The organism is Micromonospora sp. HM5-17 (genome assembly GCF_003762835.1).
Classification (GTDB): Bacteria; Actinomycetota; Actinomycetes; order Mycobacteriales; family Micromonosporaceae; genus Plantactinospora.
In genome coordinates, this window is the sequence record NZ_RJWA01000003.1 from 843211 (window position 1) to 859075 (window position 15865).

14 protein-coding genes are annotated in these 15865 nt (G+C 74.4%); 9 read left to right on the forward strand and 5 right to left on the reverse strand.

Annotated features, from left to right (window positions below):
• The first annotated feature begins 2 nt into the window (after positions 1-2).
• The 8 genes from EF879_RS13220 (at position 3) to EF879_RS13255 (ending at position 11475) form a co-directional block, all read left to right on the forward strand.
• Entirely contained in the window at positions 3-1181 is a 1179-nt protein-coding gene (locus EF879_RS13220) for an ADP-ribosylglycohydrolase family protein (RefSeq protein ID WP_123558200.1), read from the forward strand.
• Positions 1182-1206: 25 nt separating this feature from the next.
• Positions 1207-2568, forward strand: coding sequence for an ADP-ribosylglycohydrolase family protein (locus EF879_RS13225; RefSeq protein ID WP_123558491.1), 1362 nt, complete (start codon positions 1207-1209; stop codon positions 2566-2568).
• Complete coding sequence (locus EF879_RS13230; RefSeq protein WP_123558493.1) at positions 2565-3530, forward strand: ribokinase; 966 nt, start codon at positions 2565-2567, stop codon at positions 3528-3530. The genes EF879_RS13225 and EF879_RS13230 overlap by 4 nt, the downstream gene beginning before the upstream one ends.
• A 100-nt stretch (positions 3531-3630) precedes the next feature.
• Entirely contained in the window at positions 3631-5607 is a 1977-nt protein-coding gene (locus EF879_RS13235) for an SUMF1/EgtB/PvdO family nonheme iron enzyme (protein WP_123558202.1), read from the forward strand.
• Positions 5608-5623: 16 nt separating this feature from the next.
• Positions 5624-7792 (forward strand): alpha/beta hydrolase-fold protein, encoded by a 2169-nt coding sequence (locus EF879_RS13240; protein WP_123558204.1) that lies wholly within the window; start codon positions 5624-5626, stop codon positions 7790-7792.
• 53 nt (positions 7793-7845) lie between these two features.
• On the forward strand, positions 7846-9039 hold the full coding sequence (locus EF879_RS13245) for a CaiB/BaiF CoA-transferase family protein (RefSeq protein ID WP_199736348.1): 1194 nt from the start codon (positions 7846-7848) through the stop codon (positions 9037-9039).
• Entirely contained in the window at positions 9039-9854 is an 816-nt protein-coding gene (locus EF879_RS13250) for a CoA ester lyase (RefSeq protein WP_123558208.1), read from the forward strand. The genes EF879_RS13245 and EF879_RS13250 overlap by 1 nt, the downstream gene beginning before the upstream one ends.
• Before the next feature lie 409 nt (positions 9855-10263).
• Positions 10264-11475 carry a cytochrome P450 gene (locus EF879_RS13255; protein WP_199736350.1) on the forward strand — a complete coding sequence of 404 codons (1212 nt, stop codon included), beginning with the start codon at positions 10264-10266 and terminating at the stop codon, positions 11473-11475.
• Positions 11476-11561: 86 nt separating this feature from the next.
• On the opposite strand, the gene EF879_RS13260 is transcribed toward EF879_RS13255, so the two are convergent.
• From EF879_RS13260 to EF879_RS13275, 4 genes are all read right to left on the reverse strand, one after another.
• Positions 11562-12047: a DUF6232 family protein gene (locus EF879_RS13260; RefSeq protein WP_199736352.1), complete on the reverse strand. Its 486-nt coding sequence runs from the start codon at positions 12045-12047 to the stop codon at positions 11562-11564.
• Positions 12048-12100: 53 nt separating this feature from the next.
• Positions 12101-12607 carry a hypothetical protein gene (locus tag EF879_RS27235; RefSeq protein WP_123558210.1) on the reverse strand — a complete coding sequence of 169 codons (507 nt, stop codon included), beginning with the start codon at positions 12605-12607 and terminating at the stop codon, positions 12101-12103.
• A 39-nt stretch (positions 12608-12646) separates the two neighbouring features.
• Entirely contained in the window at positions 12647-13204 is a 558-nt protein-coding gene (locus tag EF879_RS13270; RefSeq protein ID WP_370375496.1) for an amidase domain-containing protein, read from the reverse strand.
• Between the two features lie 153 nt (positions 13205-13357).
• Positions 13358-13831, reverse strand: a complete 474-nt coding sequence (locus EF879_RS13275; RefSeq protein WP_123558498.1) for a DUF6232 family protein — start codon at positions 13829-13831, stop codon at positions 13358-13360.
• Between the two features lie 240 nt (positions 13832-14071).
• On the opposite strand from EF879_RS13275, the gene EF879_RS13280 reads away from it, so the two are divergent.
• A complete protein-coding gene (locus tag EF879_RS13280) occupies positions 14072-14845 on the forward strand; it encodes an enoyl-CoA hydratase-related protein (RefSeq protein ID WP_123558214.1) in 774 nt (257 codons plus the stop codon).
• A gap of 31 nt (positions 14846-14876) precedes the next feature.
• Here EF879_RS13280 and EF879_RS13285 read toward each other — a convergent pair whose 3' ends face one another.
• Positions 14877-15845: a LuxR family transcriptional regulator gene (locus EF879_RS13285; RefSeq protein ID WP_158624166.1), complete on the reverse strand. Its 969-nt coding sequence runs from the start codon at positions 15843-15845 to the stop codon at positions 14877-14879.
• Positions 15846-15865: the final 20 nt, after the last annotated feature.

Here is a 15865-nt window from a genome sequence, read left to right on the forward strand (position 1 = left end):
CCATGGAACTCTTGCTCGACAAGTCGGTCGGCTGCCTGGTCGGTGCCGCGGTGGGCGATGCCCTCGGCGGGGCGACGGAGACGGCGCTGCCCGAGCAGATCCGGGCCCGGTACGGCGGCTGGGTGGAGGGCGTGGTGCCCCCGTTCCACGCCGACTGGGCCACCGCGCGGCCGCTGGCGCCGTACCACAAGGGCGATGGGCACATCACCGACGACACGTTGATGACCCACGCGCTGGTACGGACGTACCTGCGCAAGCGGGACCACCTCGACGCGTTCGACGTGGCGGAACTGCTCGTGCCCGACCTGATCGAGCGGGTGGTCTACCTGCCGGACCTGGAGCGGGAGGGGGTGACCTTCCACCGCCTCGCCGCCGCGGAGCGGTGGCTGGTCACCCGCCTGCACCACGCGCACGTCGACCCGAGGGAGGGCGGGGTCGGCAACATCGTCAACTGTGGCGCCGCGATGTACATGGCCCCGGTCGGCGTGGTGAACGCCGGCGACCCGGCCGGCGCGTACGCCGAGGCGGTCGAGATCGCCGGCGCCCACCAGCACAGCTACGGGCGGGAGGCGGCCGCGGTCTTCGCCGCCGCGGTCGCCGCCGCGATGGCGCCGGGGGCGGGCGTCGGGGACGTGGTCGCCGCCGCCCTCGACCTGGCCCGGGACGGCACCCGGGCCGCGATCGCCGCGGTGGTCAAGCAGGCCGAGGGGTACGCCGACTGGCGTGACGCGATCGGCCCGCTGCGCGCAGCGGTCGCGCCGTACGACACGGTGGGGGAGGACTACCGCAACCCCGGGCTCGGGGCGCGGCGACCGAGCCGGCTGCACGCGATCGAGGAGCTGCCGATCGCGCTCGGGATGCTGGTGGTCGCGAAGGGGAACCTGCGGCAGGCGGTCCTCGGGGCGGTCAACTACGGCCGGGACGCGGACTCCACCGCCACCATGGCCGGGGCGATCGCCGGGGCGCTCGGCGGCGCGGCGGCGGTGCCGACCGAGTGGTCCGAGGCGGTCGCCGAGGCGTCCCGGACCGACCTGGTCGAGCCGGCCCGGCAGCTGGCCGGGGTGGCGGCCGAGATCTTCGCGCTGGATCGGGAGCGGTTCGCCCGGCGCGCCGAGCGCTTCGCCCGGCTCACGACCCCCGCCGGTCCCGAGGGTGCCGCCGGCGACGACGGTCGGGAGTGACGTCATGTCGAACGGGGTGGGGTCGATGAGGCTGACCTGGGTGCAGCCGGAGGACCTGCTGCCGCACGAGCTGGCGGCCAGCGCGGACGAGGGACGGGACGTCTCGGCGATCGCCGCCCGCTGGGCGGCGGCCGGCGGGGCCACCGTACCGCCGGTCAGCGGGGCGTCGCCGGTGCCCGCCGGGCCGGAGCTGCGGGCCCTGGCGGCCGAGCTGCTCGACGAGTGCGACGCGCTCCCGGAGGTCGACTCGGCGACGGAGCCGCGCTCGCTCGACGCGATCCGGGCGAGCTGGCCGGCGGAGTTCGGGCTGCCCGTCCGGACACCGGAGCCGGACCGGCTGCACGGCGCCTGGCTCGGCCGGGCCGTCGGCTGCCTGCTCGGCAAGCCGGTGGAGAAGATTCCCCGGGAGGGGATCCGGGAGATCCTCACCTCGGCGGGGCGCTGGCCGCTGCGGGGCTACTTCACCGCCGCGGGGCTGCCGGCCGAGGTGGCGGCGCGCTGGCCGTGGAACCGGCGCAGCGCGTCGACCAGTCTCGCCGAGAACATCGACGGGATGCCGGAGGACGACGACCTCAACTTCGCCCTGCTGGCGCTGCGCGTGCTGGAGACCAGGGGTCCGGACCCGACCAGCGCGGACGTCGCCCAGGCGTGGCTGGACTGGCTGCCCGGCGGGCGGGTCTTCACCGCCGAGCGGGTGGCGTACCGGAACCTCCTGCTCGGGCTGACGCCGCCGGAGACGGCGCGACGGCACAACCCGTTCCGGGAGTGGATCGGTGCCCAGATCCGTACCGACGTCTACGGCTGGGTCAACCCGGGCCGGCCGGACCGGGCCGCGGAGCTGGCGTACCGGGACGCGACGGTGAGCCACGTCCGGTCCGGGGTGTACGGGGCGCTGTGGGTGGCGGCGATGAGCGCCGCCGCCGTCGTCGCCCCGGACGTGGCGACGATCCTCGACGTCGGCGAGGCGGTGCTGCCGCCGGAGAGCCGCTTCGCGGCGGCGGTCCGCGAGGGGCGGGCGCTCGGCGCGGCGGCCACCGACGACGACGGCTGGGAGTCGGTGCTGGACACCCTGCACGCCCGGCACGGGCACCTGCACTGGGTGCACGTGCGCAACAACGCGGCCCTGGTCGCCGCCGCGCTCGCGTACGGCCGGGGCGACCTGGTCCGCTCGATCTGCGCGGCGGTCAGCGGCGGCTGGGACACGGACTCGACCGGGGCGACGGTCGGCGCGATCACCGGCGCCCTGACCGGGGCGGCGGGGCTTCCGGCCGCGTGGACCGCGCCGCTGCGCGGCCGGCTGGCCAGCAGCATCGCCGGGTTCGACGGCGTCGGCTTCGTGGAGCTGGCCGAGCGGACTCGACGACTGATCAGGGAGGGAGAGGTCTGATGGGTGCCCGGGTAGTCGTGGTCGGCAGCACCAACCTGGACCTGGTGGTGACCACACCGACCCTGCCCCGACCGGGGGAGACCGTGCTGGGTAACGGCTTCAGCACCGTACCCGGGGGCAAGGGGGCGAACCAGGCGGTCGCCGCGGCCCGGGCGGGGGCCCGGTGCGCGTTCGTCGGCGCGGTGGGCCAGGACGGCTTCGCCGAGCAGCTGCGGGCCAGTCTGGTGGCGGCGGGAGTGGACGTACGGCGGCTGCGCAGCGTCCCCGGCCCCTCCGGGGTGGCGCTGATCGCGGTCGACGCCGACGCGGAGAACCTGATCGTGGTGGCGCCGGGGGCGAACGCCGCGCTGACCAGCCTCGACGACCCGGACCGGGCGGCGGTCGAGGCGGCGGACGTGCTGCTCTGCCAGCTGGAGGTGCCGATCGAGGCGGTCGTGCAGGCCGCCGGCTGGGCGCGGGCCGCCGGCACCACGGTCGTGCTCAACGCCGCACCGGCCCGGCGGCTGCCGGCCGAGCTGCTGGACGTGGTCGACCTGCTGGTGGTGAACCAGGGTGAGGCGGCGGTGGTCGCCGGAACCGGCGACGACGGCGGCGAGCCGGACGCGTTGCTGGACGCGCTGCTCCGGCTGGTGCCCCGGGTCGTGGTGACGCTCGGCCCCCGAGGGGTGCGGTACGCCGACCGGTGTGGACTGCGGCTCGAGGTGCCGGCGCCGGTGGTCGAGGCGGTCGACACCACGGCGGCCGGGGACGCCTTCACCGGCGCCCTGGCGGTGGCCTGGGCGGAACGGGGCGGTCCGGTCGAGGCGGCGGCGGTGACGGCGGCACTGGGCTGGGCATGCGCGGCGGGTGCCGCCTGTGCGCGGCGCCCCGGTGCCTCCACCGCCCTCCCGGACCGCGCCGAGATCGACGACCTCTACGCGCTGACCTACTCCGGCGGCGGGCGGACCGAGGAGGCGGCGTGATCGGCGCCACCGCGGGATCGCGAAGAGCCGTCGGTGCGGGTCGGCCCGGCGGGCCGGGTTCTCCGACGCGGGGCGACGACGAGCGGAGCGGGGAGTCAGCATGACCGTCAATCCGTACGTGCCGAGGCCGATCGACCTGCCCACGGCGGTGCCGCTGGAGCCGGGGGCCGACCTGTCGGTGCTGGACGAGGCGAAGATCTTCGCCGCTCCCGACGACCCGGCGGAGTGGCCGGCCTGGCGGGACCGGCTCACCCGGTGGCGGGCCGAGGCCCGGCGGCGCCTGGGCTACGACGACCGGCACTACGCCGAGATCTCCGGGGACTGTTTCAGCGTCTGCCTGGCGTGGCTCTGGGACGAGACCCTGTACGACCACGAGCGCGGCGTCTTCACCGTCGACGCCTTCCTCGACGCGGCCGAGCGAGACTTCGGCGGCTTCGACGGGGTGGTGCTCTGGCACGCGTACCCGGTGATCGGGCTCGACGACCGTAACCAGTTCGACTACTACCGCCAGGTCCCGGAGCTGCCCGAGGTGGTGCGTGCCCTCCAGGCGCGCGGGGTGCGGGTCTTCGTCGACTACAACCCGTGGGACGTCGGCACCCGACGGGCGACGCGTCCGGACGCCGAGGAGGTGGCGGCGCTGGTCGGCTGGCTGGGGGTGGACGGGGTCTTCCTCGACACCCTCAAGGAGGGGGCGGAGGAACTGCGGAAGACCCTCGACGCCGTCCGGCCGGGTCTGGTGCTGGAGGGCGAGTCGCGGGTGCCGCTGGCCCGGATCGCCGACCACGCGATGTCCTGGGCCCAGTGGTTCGCCGACTCGCCGGTGCCGGGGGTGCTGCGGGCGAAGTGGTTCGAACGCCGGCACATGCTGCACCACACCCGGCGCTGGCACCGGAGCCACCTGGACGAGCTGCACTCGGCCTGGCTGAACGGGGTCGGGGTGCTGGTGTGGGAGAGCGTCTTCGGGGTCTGGGTCGGCTGGAACGACCGGGACCGGGCGCTGCTGCGGGCGATGCGCCGGGTGCAGCGCGAGCGCGCCGCGTGGTTGCGCGCCGAGGAGTGGGTCCCGCTCGCCGACCACGTGCCGGGGACCCGCGTGTACGCCTCCCGCTGGACCCACGACGGCGTACCACTGTGGACGGTCGTCAACCGCGGCGAGGCGTACGACGGGCCGTGGCTGCTCACCGACGAGCGCCCGGGACACCGGTGGTACGACCTCGTCACCGGTGCCGAGCTGACCGCCACCCGGACCGACGACGGCCGGGTGACGGTCGGCGGGACGCTGCCGGCCGGGGGGATCGCCGCCGTCCTCGCCACCGTCGAGGAGGTGACGCCGGCCCGGCACGCGTCGCCGGACGGCGACCCGAACTTCCCGGCCCGGGCGGCGGTCCGGATCCCCGCCCCGGTGGTGCGCCGGGGCAGCGTGCCGCCCGGGATGGTCGCGGTCGACGGCGGACGGCGGGAACTGCTGGTCCGCTACCGGTTGCGCGAGACCGGCCTGTACGGCGAGGCGCCGTACGTCGACGAGTGGAAGCCGCTGCCACCGAGACTGCACCAGCCGGTGACGCTGCGCCGCACCGTTCACCTGGGACGGTTCGCCATCGCCGAGCGGGAGGTGACCAACGCGGAGTTCGCCGCGTTCGTCCGGGCCACCGGCTACCGTCCGGTCCGCGCCGAGCGCTGGCCCTGGGGCGACGGCGGCGCCGGCTGGGGGCCGCCCGACGCGCCCGCCACCCACGTCGAGCTGGCCGACGCGCGGGCGTACGCGGCCTGGGCCGGGCTGCGGCTGCCGACCGAGGACGAGTGGCAGGTCGCCGCCGAGGCGGGGCTGCTGCGCCGGGCCGAGCCGCTGGTCTGGAACCTGACCGAGAGCGAGCACACCGACGGGCGTACCCGGTTCCTGATCCTGAAGGGCGGTGCGGCGTACCGGGCCGAGGGGTCGGACTGGTACCTCGACGGCGGCCCGCAGCCCCCGGAGGTGTCGGTGAAGCTGTTGCCGCTCGGTGCCGGCCTGACCCGTTCGCCGTCCATCGGCTTCCGCTGTGCTGTCGACCTGGGGGAAGGCTCCAACGACCGGTGATCTCGAAGGAGTCTCGATGAGAAGATCATGGCGGCTCGGCTCCGTCGCAGCCGTACTCCTGCTCGCCGCCGGCCTGGCCGGTGCCGTGCCCGGCGGCGCGGCGGCGAGCCGGGAGCGGCTCGGCACGCTGACCACGGCGAGCGCGCACTCGGCGGCGCTCGGCGGGCCGATCGACTACACCGTCTACCTGCCGTACGGCTACACCGACCGGCGTAACGCCGAGGTCCGGTACCCCGTGCTCTACCTGCTGCACGGCCGGGGCGACACGATGTCGGCGTGGACCCGGGTCAAGGCCGACCTGGACCGGATGATCGCCGCCGGCGAGCTGCCGCCGGTGATCGCGATCCTTCCGGACGCGCCGTGGAGCAGCCGGGGAAGCTGGTACGTCGACTCGGCGTACACCGGTGCCGACGACCCGGGTCGCCCGGTCGAGACCGCGCTCACCCGCGACCTCGTCTCCGCCGTGGACGCCCGCTACCGGACGGCCGCGCACCGGGGCGCCCGGCTGGTCGGCGGCTACTCGATGGGCGGGTTCGGTGCGCTCCGCTACGCCCTCGCCCACCCGGACCTCTTCGCGAACGCGCTGGTCCTCAGCCCGGCCGTCTACCGTCCGCTGCCGCCGTCCGACTCGTCGGCCCGGGAGTTCGGCGGGTTCGGCTCCGGCGACCAGCGCTTCTCCGACGAGGTCTACCAGCGGCTCAACTACCCGGCCCTGCTGCCGACGCTCGACCCCGATCTGCCGATCCGGATGTATATCGCGGTCGGCGACGACGAGTGGGCCAACCCGAACCCGGAGGACGCCGTACACGACCTGGACTACGAGGCGGCGACGCTCTACAACGCGGTCCGTCGCTCGGACGCGATCACCGCACAGTTCCGGGTGGTCGACGGTGGCCACGACTGGGACGTCTGGCGGCCGTCCTTCGTGGACGGGCTCCGTGAGCTGGCGCCGACGCTGCGCGCCACCCCACCGGCCGGGATTCCCGGGCCGGCGTACGGCACCGACGGCACCGACTGGGCAGGTGGCGTGGCGGCGACCCCGGACGGCGGTGCCGTCCTCGGCTACGCGGCCTCCGGGTCGGTCGCCGGACAGCCGTACGCGGGCGGGCTGGACGCCGTCCTGACCCGGCTCGGCCCGGACCGGCGTACCGTCCGGTGGACGGCGCAGTTCGGCACCCCGGCCAACGACCGGCTCTACGGGGTCGCGCCGCTGCCCGACGGCGGGGTCCTGACCGCCGGCTACACCCGGGGCGACCTCGACGGCGCCCACCCGGGCAACCCCGCCGACGACGCCTTCGTGGCGAAGCTGACCGGTGCCGGGGAACGCGCCTGGTTGACCCAGGTCGGCGACCCGGCCAGGGCGGACCGGTTCTACGCGGTCGCGGCCGCCCCGGACGGCGGCGCCTACGTCGCCGGATACACCAGTGGCGCGTACGCCGGCACCAGCGCCGGGGACAAGGACGCCGTCCTGGCCCGGATCACCCCGGACGGGGCGGTCGCCTGGAGTCGGCAGTTCGGCGGCGCCGGCGAGGACAAGGCGTACGCGGTGGCGGCCGACGCCTCCGGCGTCTACGTCGTCGGCAGCACCTCGGCCGGGATGCCCGGCACGAGTCACGTCGGCGGGGTGGACGGCTGGCTGGCCCGGTTCACACCCGACGGCACCCGGCGGTGGCTGGTCGCCGAGGGCGGCCCCGGTGACGACCTGCTGACCGGGGTCGCGGTGACCGAGACCGGGGTGGTCGCCACCGGCGGCACCCGGGGGGACGCGACGGCCGGCGGCAGCGACGCGCTCACCGTCGCGTACGACGCGACCGGTCGGCAGCGGTGGCGGAGCCTCGCCGGTGGACGGGGCGACGACGCCGGAGCCGAGGTGCTGGCGCTGCCCGGCGGCGAGGTGGCGGTGGTGTGCTTCACCCGCAGCGCGCTCGGGGTGCCGGCCGGGGGCGCCGACGTGTTGACCCTCCGCTACGACCGGCGGGGCAGGCAACTCCTCGCCGCCCAGTACGGCACCGCCCGCGACGACGCGGTGGACGCCTTCGGCGAGGAGAACGTCTACGCCGCCCGGGCCGCCGACGGGACGCTGCTGGTCAGCGGGCTCACCACCGGCGGCCTGGCCGACGGCGCCGTGCTCGGCAACGGCGACGTCTTCCTCGCCCCGGTCGACCCGACGAGGGGGCTGCCGTGACTGGTGAGGAAGGGCCCCTTGTACAACGAAAAACGATAGAAAGGGGCCCTTCCTTGCCCCAACCAGCTGCGCTGGACGGCGTGAAGGTGGTCGAGCTGGCGACCCTCTTCGCCGGGCCGCTCGCCACCGCCTTCCTCGGCGACTTCGGCGCCGACGTCGTCAAGGTGGAGCATCCGACCAAACCCGACCCGTCCCGGGGACACGGGCCGGCGAAGGACGGCGTCGGACTCTGGTGGAAGGTGCTCGGTCGCAACAAGCGGACCATCACCGCGAACCTCTCCGACCCGGCCGGGGCCGAGGTGTTGCGCCGGTTGGTCGCCGACGCCGACGTCCTGGTGGAGAACTTCCGACCCGGGACGCTGGAGCGCTGGGGGATCGGACCGGCGGAGCTGCACGCGGTCAACCCCCGGCTGGTGATCGCCCGGATCAGCGGCTTCGGCCAGGTCGGCCCGTACGCCCGGCGGCCCGGCTTCGGCACCCTCGCCGAGGCGATGAGCGGCTTCGCCGCCGCGACCGGCGAGCCGGACGGCCCGCCGACCCTGCCGCCGTTCGGGCTCGCCGACTCGGTGACCGCGCTCGCCACGGCGTACGCGGTCATGCTGGCGCTCCGCTCCCGGGATGCCACCGGGGTGGGGCAGGTCATCGACCTGGCGATCATCGAGCCGATCATGGCGATGCTCGGTCCGCAGATCACCTGGTACGACCAGCTCGGTTACCTCCAGCCCCGGCTCGGCAACCGGTCGAACAACAACGCGCCCCGGAACACGTACCGGTGCGCGGACGGGCGCTGGGTGGCGATCTCGACCAGCGCCCAGAGCATCGCCGAACGGGTGATGCGGCTGGTCGGGCGGCCGGAGCTGCTCGACGAGCCGTGGTTCGCCACCGGCAGCGGCCGGGCCGCGCACGCCGATGTCCTCGACGCCGCGGTGAGCGCCTGGGTGGCGGCCCGGAACCGCGACGAGGTGGTCGCCGCGTTCGAGCAGGCGGAGGCGGCGGTGGCGCCGGTCTACGACGTCCGGGACATCCTCGCCGACCCGCAGTACGCCGCGCTCGGCACCGTGGTCACGGTGCCGGACGACGACCTCGGCCCGGTGCGGATGCAGAACGTGCCGTTCCGGATGTCGGCGACGCCGGGGCGGATCCGGCACACCGGGCGGCGGCACGGGCAGGACACCGACGCGGTGCTGGCCGAGCTCGGCTACACCGCCGACGAGATCGCGGCGCTCCGCGCCCGGGGGGTGGTCTGATGCTCCTCACCTGGCTGTACGTGCCGGGAGACCGGCCGGACCGGTTCGGCAAGGCGGTCGACTCCGGCGCCGACGCGGTCATCCTCGACCTGGAGGACGCGGTGGTGGCGGCACGCAAGGCGTACGCCCGGGAGGCGGTCGCCGAGTTCGTCGCCACCCCGCACCGGGTGCCGGTCTTCGTCCGGGTCAACGAGCTGACCGGTCCGGACGTCGGCGCCGACCTGGACGCGGTCGCCGGGGCGCCCGGGCTGGCCGGGCTGCGCCTGCCGAAGGTGGAGTCCCCGGAGGCGGTCCGGGCGGTCGCCGAGCGGACGTCCGCGCCGCTGGACCTGCTGGTCGAGTCGGCGCTCGGCGTCGAGCGGGCGTACGAGATCGCGACCGCGCATCCGGCGGTGGCCTCGCTCGGGCTCGGCGAGGCCGACCTCCGCTCGGACCTCGGGGTGACCGCCGAGGAGGGGCTGACCTGGGTCCGGGGGCGGATCGTCGTCGCCGCCCGGGCCGCCGGGCTGCCGCCGCCGGCGATGCCGGTGTACGCCAACGTCACGGACCTCGCCGGGCTCGCCGAGTCGTGTGCGCGGGGGCGGCAGCTCGGCTTCGTCGGCCGGACCGCGATCCACCCCCGGCAGCTTCCGGTGATCGTGGAGGCGTTCCGGCCCTCCGAGGCGGAGGTCCTGCGGGCCCGGGAACTGCTGGCCGCGGTGGCCGAGGCCGAGACCCGGGACACGGGCACGGTGGTGTTGCCCGACGGCCGCTTCGCCGACCGGGCCATGGTCGCCGCCGCCCGCCGCACCGTCGACCTGGCCGAACGCTACTGACCGACCTCGTCCGTCCGTCGTCGGTCATGACGCCGTCGGCGGTATGGTCGTGACGTTGTCGGCGGGACCCGTCCGGGCGCGGCACCGTCGTGACCGACGATCCGGCGCGGCGGGTCCCGGCCGGTCCGGATCACCCGGACACGTCGTCCGCTCGCCCGATCCATCCGTACCGGTTCACTGTCGGGTCTGATATCGACATCCGCCGCTTTCGCCGCGAGGATTGACCTGGCGTCGCCGGCAGGCCCGCACCGGCCCGGTGGCCGGGGCGCGGTGGTCGGAGAGCCGCGCACCCGCGGCGTCGCGGGTGCGCGATCGACACGGTGCGAGTCTCCGGCGTCGAGGCGGGTCCGCCGACGCGGCGCCGGAGACGCGGATCCGGAGCGCCGAGACGAGGACCGGGAGGAAGACCGTGACGACCGCATCCGTCGCCAATCCCTTCGCCGCGGGCTGGGACCTGCACGACGTACTGGCGCGGATGCGCCGGGAGAGCCCGGTGGTCGAGGTGACGCTGCCGACCGGGGCCACGGCGTGGCTGGTCACCCGCTACGACGACGCGCAGCGGGCGCTGAGCGACCCTCGGTTCAGCAAGGCGGTCATGCCGGCCGGCGGGGTGAACTACCGGGCGCTGGTCCCGGAGAGCGTCGAGCGGGCGCTGAACCGGCACATGCTCGCCACCGACCCGCCGGACCACACCCGACTGCGCCGGCTGGTCGCCGGGCCCTTCGCCCCGCGCCGGGTCGCCGCCATGCGCCCGTGGATCGAGCAGATCGCGGAGCGCCTGCTGGACGGCGTCTCCGGCGCCGTCGAGGTCGACCTGCTCGACGCGTACGCCGCCCCGCTGCCGATCCAGGTGATCTGCGAGCTGCTCGGGATTCCCGTCGAGGATCAGACCACCTTCCGGGGCTGGGTCAACGCGATCCTCGCCGGCCCGATGAACGTGGCCGAGTGGCCGCCCGCGGTGATGGCGCTGCTGGACTACATCCGCGGCCTGCTGGTCGCCAAGCGCCAGGACCCGGGGGACGACCTGCTCTCGGCCCTGATCACCGCCCGCGACGAGGGTGACCGGCTGACCGACGACGAGCTGACCTCGATGGTCTACCTCCTGTTGATCGCCGGCCACGAGACGACGACCAACCTGATCGCCAACGGCATGCTGCTGTTGCTGTCGGAGCCGGCGCGGTGGGAGCGGGTGGTGGCCGAGCCGGAGCTGCTGCCCGGGGTCGTCGAGGAGTGCCTGCGCTACGAGGGTCCGGTGCAGACCGCCACCTTCCGTACCACCCTGGAGCCGGTCGAGCTGGGTGGGCACCTCATCCCCGCCGGCGCCACCGTGCTGGTCTCGTTGTCGTCGGCCAACCGGGACGCGGACCGCTTCCCCGACCCCGACCGGCTGGTCCTGGACCGGCCGGCCACGCCGAACCTGGCCTTCGGCCACGGCATCCACTACTGCCTCGGCGCGCCGCTGGCCCGGCTGGAGGGTCAGGTCGCCTTCGCCGCGCTGGCCCGGCGGTTTCCCGGGATGCGGCTGGCGGTGCCGCTCGACCAGCTCTCCTGGCGGCCCAGTGTGCTGATCCGGGGCCTGGCGGCGCTGCCGGTCACCCTGAACGGCACCCGCCAGCCCTAGACCGACCGGCGCCGCCGGTGGTGAACCGGCGGGCGGCCCGTGGCGCGTCACGGCCGCGGGACGCCGCCGCGGTGTGGCGGGTCGGCTCAGCGCTCCACGCCGTGCTGTTCGACGGCCCGTTGCACGGCCCGGTAGATCTGCCCGAACCGCAGCGCGTCGGCGGTGCGGACCAGCATCACCTCCCGGCCGTCGTACTGCACCCAGAGCTCCTGGACCCGGACGCCCTTCTCGTAGGAGCGGTCCAGCCAGGACAGCGGCAGTTCCAGGAACGGCGTGAGCGCGAAGGCCCCGACCGCGCAGGCCGCCAGGATCAACACGGCGAGCTGCCACTGGCCCCGGTCATGGGCGGAGTAGGCGAGCGACAGCACGCAGATCACCGCGACCAGCGGCGGGATCGAGAAGAGAAAGATGAGCACGCCTCGGCCGAGTAGCCGGGAGCGGGTCCGGGCGGTGCCGGGGCCGCGGGTGTGCCAGACGTACGTCACCTCGGCGACCGGTACGACGTGCCCGTTCGCCTGGATGCTCTCGGAGGTGACCCGCACCGTGTCGTCCCGGTAATAGAGCGTCACCATTCCAGCAAAGCGTGCCGGTTGGCCGTTGTCGATGGCGTGTGGTGTCCGCCCGGTCACAGCACGTCGAGGACAGCGGCGTCGGCGGGAACGCTGCGGCCGCCCTTGCAGACCCGGACGATCCCCTCGGGAACCGGGGCCAGCAGGCCGTTCGTGGCCGAGATGTCGTACGCCGGCAGCGAGGTGCCGTCGGCGGTGGTCGGGCGCTCGTGTGGCCGGGCGAAGACGACCAGGGTGGTGCCGTTGCCGATCAGGTCACCCTCGGTCGGGGTGTCGACGCCGGGCCAGACCGCCACCCGTTCCGCCGCGGCGGTGCCGGTCAGGGCCTGGTCCACCCGGACGACCAGCCCTCGGCCTGTGGTGACGCCGTCGGTCAGCAGGCTCTGCGCCACGACGGTGACCCGCAGCACCGCCGCCGACCGGGCGGCGTCGGCCCGGACGGCGGCGGTGGTGGGGCTCGGGCACTCGTCGGCGGTGCCGCCGGAGGACTCGGCGGCGTTGCACGCGGTCAGCGCGGCGGAGGCGGCCGCGACGGCCGGCAGGACTCGTAGCGCCGTACGCATCTCGACTGCCTCCTCACTCCGGCGTCCGCTGTCGCCGGTTCAGGTCCGGGCGGCCCAGTACGGCCCGTCGTTTTGGCTGATGATGTCCCACAGCGGCTTGTTCTCGGTGTCGACGCTGTGGTAGCTGAGCAACGGCCAGCCGTCCGAACCCCGTCCGGTCACCATCATCGTGTGGTCGGGAGAGTCGGGTGAGCCGTAACCGTCGATCTCCATTTGCATGACGTCGGAGATCAGCAAATCTTCAAGGTACTGCAGGAATGTTACCCGACCGCCGTAGTTGTATTCGTAGATATTCCAGTTTGTTGCCCCGCCCCAGGTGTAGGAGTGAATCGGGGTGCAGTCATTGCAGCGCCAGTACCAGACGTCGTAGTCGTCGTGATTCCAGAGTACGGCGGGGTAGTCCTCGGAGCCGGCCTCGGCGTACCGGCCGGTCCAGAGCGCCCACGAGACGAAGGTCGTGCAGTCGTTGGCGTCCCGGGTGTAGGGGACCGGGTGGTCGGTGGCGTAGTACAGGGCGAAGTCGACCATGGCCTGGTAGTCGTACGGTGGCCCCTCGCCGTTCTCTTGGATGGACCTTCGTTCCCTGATACATGAAATCGATCAGCGCGTCGATCGACGAAAATGTGTTGTGATGATATTGGGTCGTGGTATTCGTGTGACGGTCGGAGTCGAGGACCATGCCGACCCGGGATGCCGGTCGGCGTCGGACCCGGCGCCGCCGGTCGCCGGGACACCGGCCCGGGCTGGCGGTCAGCGGTGCGGGCTGCCCGTCGCGTGCTGCTCGACGGCCCGCTCCAGGGCCCGGTAGATCCGGCCGAACCGCGACGCGTCGCCGGTGCGGAGCAGCCGCACCGGCCTACCCCGCCACTGCGCCCAGATCTCCAGGTGGTGACTGCCCTGGTCGTAGCTGCGGTCGACCCGGTCGAGCAGGAGGTCGGCGACCGGGGCGGCGGCCAGTCCGACCAGGACGGAGACCCCGACGATGCCGACCGTGACGGCGAGCGGGGTGTGTAGGCGTACCGCGATCAGGAGGCCGGCCACGGCGGCGACCAGCGGGCCGGCGAGGGCCGCGAGCAGCGCACCGCGGCCGGCCAGGACGCCCCAGCGCCGCCCGGACCGGACGTGCCAGACCCGGGCGATCTCCCGCAGCGGGTACGCGTGCCCCGCCACCCGGATCGCCTCCGAGGTGACCCGCACCTGTCGGTCGTCGTAGTAGGTCGCCATCGCCACCGCCCTCGGCCGAGCCGTTCGACCTCTGCGAGCCGCGCCGAGCCCGCCGGCCGCGGCCTCCTCGCCGTGCGGAGCCCGCCGGCCGCGGCCTCCGAGTCGTTCGACATCGACGAGGCGCAGCCTATCGGGAACGTAACCACCGCGTCGGCCACTGTCACCAACCGACCGGGTACCTGGGGCAGCGGCTGACCGGGCGTTAAGGTGGGCCACGCGACATCGACGTGGAGGTGGGCTGTGGGCGACTTCGTCCGGGTGGAGAGCAGCGACGGCATCGGCACGATCCGGCTGGAACGGCCGCCGATGAACGCGCTGAACACGCAGGTCCAGGAGGAACTGAGGGCCGCCGCCACCGAGGTCGCCGCCGACCCCGCCATCCGCGCCGTCGTCGTGTACGGCGGGGAGCGGGTCTTCGCGGCCGGTGCGGACATCAAGGAGATGGCCGACATGTCGTACGTCGACATGGTGCAGCGGGCCGCCGACCTCTCCAGCGCGCTCGGCGCCCTCGCCCGGATCCCGAAGCCGGTGGTCGCGGCGATCACCGGGTACGCCCTCGGCGGCGGCTGCGAGCTGGCGCTGGCCTGCGACTGGCGGGTGGCGGCCGAGGACGCCAAGCTCGGCCAGCCGGAGATCAAGCTCGGCATCATCCCGGGTGCGGGCGGGACCCAGCGGCTCGCCCGGTTGATCGGCCCGGCCCGGGCCAAGGATCTGATCATGTCGGGCCGGATGGTCGACGCGGCCGAGGCGCTGCGGATCGGCCTCGTCGACCGGGTGGTCCCGGCCGAGTCGGTGTACGCCGAGGCGGTCGCCCTGGTCCGGCCGTACGTCACCGGCCCGGCCCAGGCGCTGCGGGCGGCGAAGCTGGCTGTCGACGGTGGGCTGGAGATGGACCTCGCCTCCGGGCTGGCCTGGGAGAGCCAGCTGTTCGCGGCACTGTTCGCCACCGAGGACCGCCGGGAGGGGATGGCCGCCTTCGTGGAGAAGCGCAAGCCGAACTTCACCGGGCGCTGACGGCCGGGGCTGGTCTGGCCCGGGGGCCCGGTCAGACCCAACCCCGCCGTACCGCCTCCATGCCGGCCTGGAAGCGCGTCTCGGCGCCCACCGATGCCATGATCTGGTGCACGCGGCGGTGTACGGTGCGCACGCTACAGCCCAGGGTCCGGGCGATGGTCTCGTCGGTGGCGCCACTGGCCAGCAGGCCGATCAGGTCGGTGTCCCGGGCGGAGAGCCCGGCGGGGCGACCCTGGCCGATCCGGTTGATCGCGACCGCCCGCTCCCACAGGGCCTCGAAGAGCGCGCTGAACGCGTCGAGCAACGACGAGGGGTACACCAGATAGGCGGCGTCGGCCAGGTAACCGTCGCGCAGCACGGGGACCAGCGCGAGGCGGTCGTCGCAGATGACCAGCTTCATCGGCACATCCCGGGCGACCCGTGCCCGTTCACCCCGCTGGATCCCCTGCCAGATCTCGGCCATCCGCCCGGGGATGGCCAGCGCCGCCTGGTCGTACACCACCCGGTAGGTGAGTCCGCGATCGGTGAGCTGCTGGTTCTCCTCGGCGTTCCCCGCCACCGGGTTGTCCAGATAGGGCGGGCGGTCCAGGCCGCGGATCTGCACCCGGGCCTCGCGCTGCAACCGGACAAACGTGGCGCGGACGTTGGCCGCCCCCTCGATCACCTCGACGAGTTCGGCCGGGTGGTGCCGGACCGGGTCGCGCCGCCGGATCTCCTCGGCCAACTCGCGGGCGTGCGCGCGCAGGCGGAGCAGGTCCCGTTCCCGCTCGGCGATCAGCGACGCGGCGACCTGGTCGGGTGGCACCGCGGCGTACCGGGCCGGGCGTCCGGGCAGTCGGGTGACCAGGCCGCGGTCGACCAGCCGCCGGAGGGTCCGGGTCAACCGGGCCCGGGACAGCCCGAGTTCGTCGAGCAGTTCGTTGACGGTCGCCTGCCGGCGGCGCGCCAGCGTCTCGTAGACGGACTCCTCGGGACCAGGGATGCCCACCACATGCCACATCCGCTTCCTCCGTCGGGTAC

Excerpts from the sequence above, each read along its gene's own strand:
- EF879_RS13260 (WP_199736352.1), bottom strand. The coding sequence starts at position 12,047 with ATGGTGACGCTCTATTACCGGGACGACACGGTGCGGGTCACCTCCGAG.
- EF879_RS13220 (WP_123558200.1), top strand. The coding sequence starts at position 3 with ATGGAACTCTTGCTCGACAAGTCGGTCGGCTGCCTGGTCGGTGCCGCG.
- EF879_RS13225 (WP_123558491.1), top strand. The coding sequence starts at position 1,207 with ATGAGGCTGACCTGGGTGCAGCCGGAGGACCTGCTGCCGCACGAGCTG.
- EF879_RS13250 (WP_123558208.1), top strand. The coding sequence starts at position 9,039 with ATGCTCCTCACCTGGCTGTACGTGCCGGGAGACCGGCCGGACCGGTTC.
- EF879_RS13240 (WP_123558204.1), top strand. The coding sequence starts at position 5,624 with ATGAGAAGATCATGGCGGCTCGGCTCCGTCGCAGCCGTACTCCTGCTC.
- EF879_RS13285 (WP_158624166.1), bottom strand. The coding sequence starts at position 15,845 with ATGTGGCATGTGGTGGGCATCCCTGGTCCCGAGGAGTCCGTCTACGAG.
- EF879_RS13235 (WP_123558202.1), top strand. The coding sequence starts at position 3,631 with ATGACCGTCAATCCGTACGTGCCGAGGCCGATCGACCTGCCCACGGCG.
- EF879_RS27235 (WP_123558210.1), bottom strand. The coding sequence starts at position 12,607 with ATGCGTACGGCGCTACGAGTCCTGCCGGCCGTCGCGGCCGCCTCCGCC.
- EF879_RS13275 (WP_123558498.1), bottom strand. The coding sequence starts at position 13,831 with ATGGCGACCTACTACGACGACCGACAGGTGCGGGTCACCTCGGAGGCG.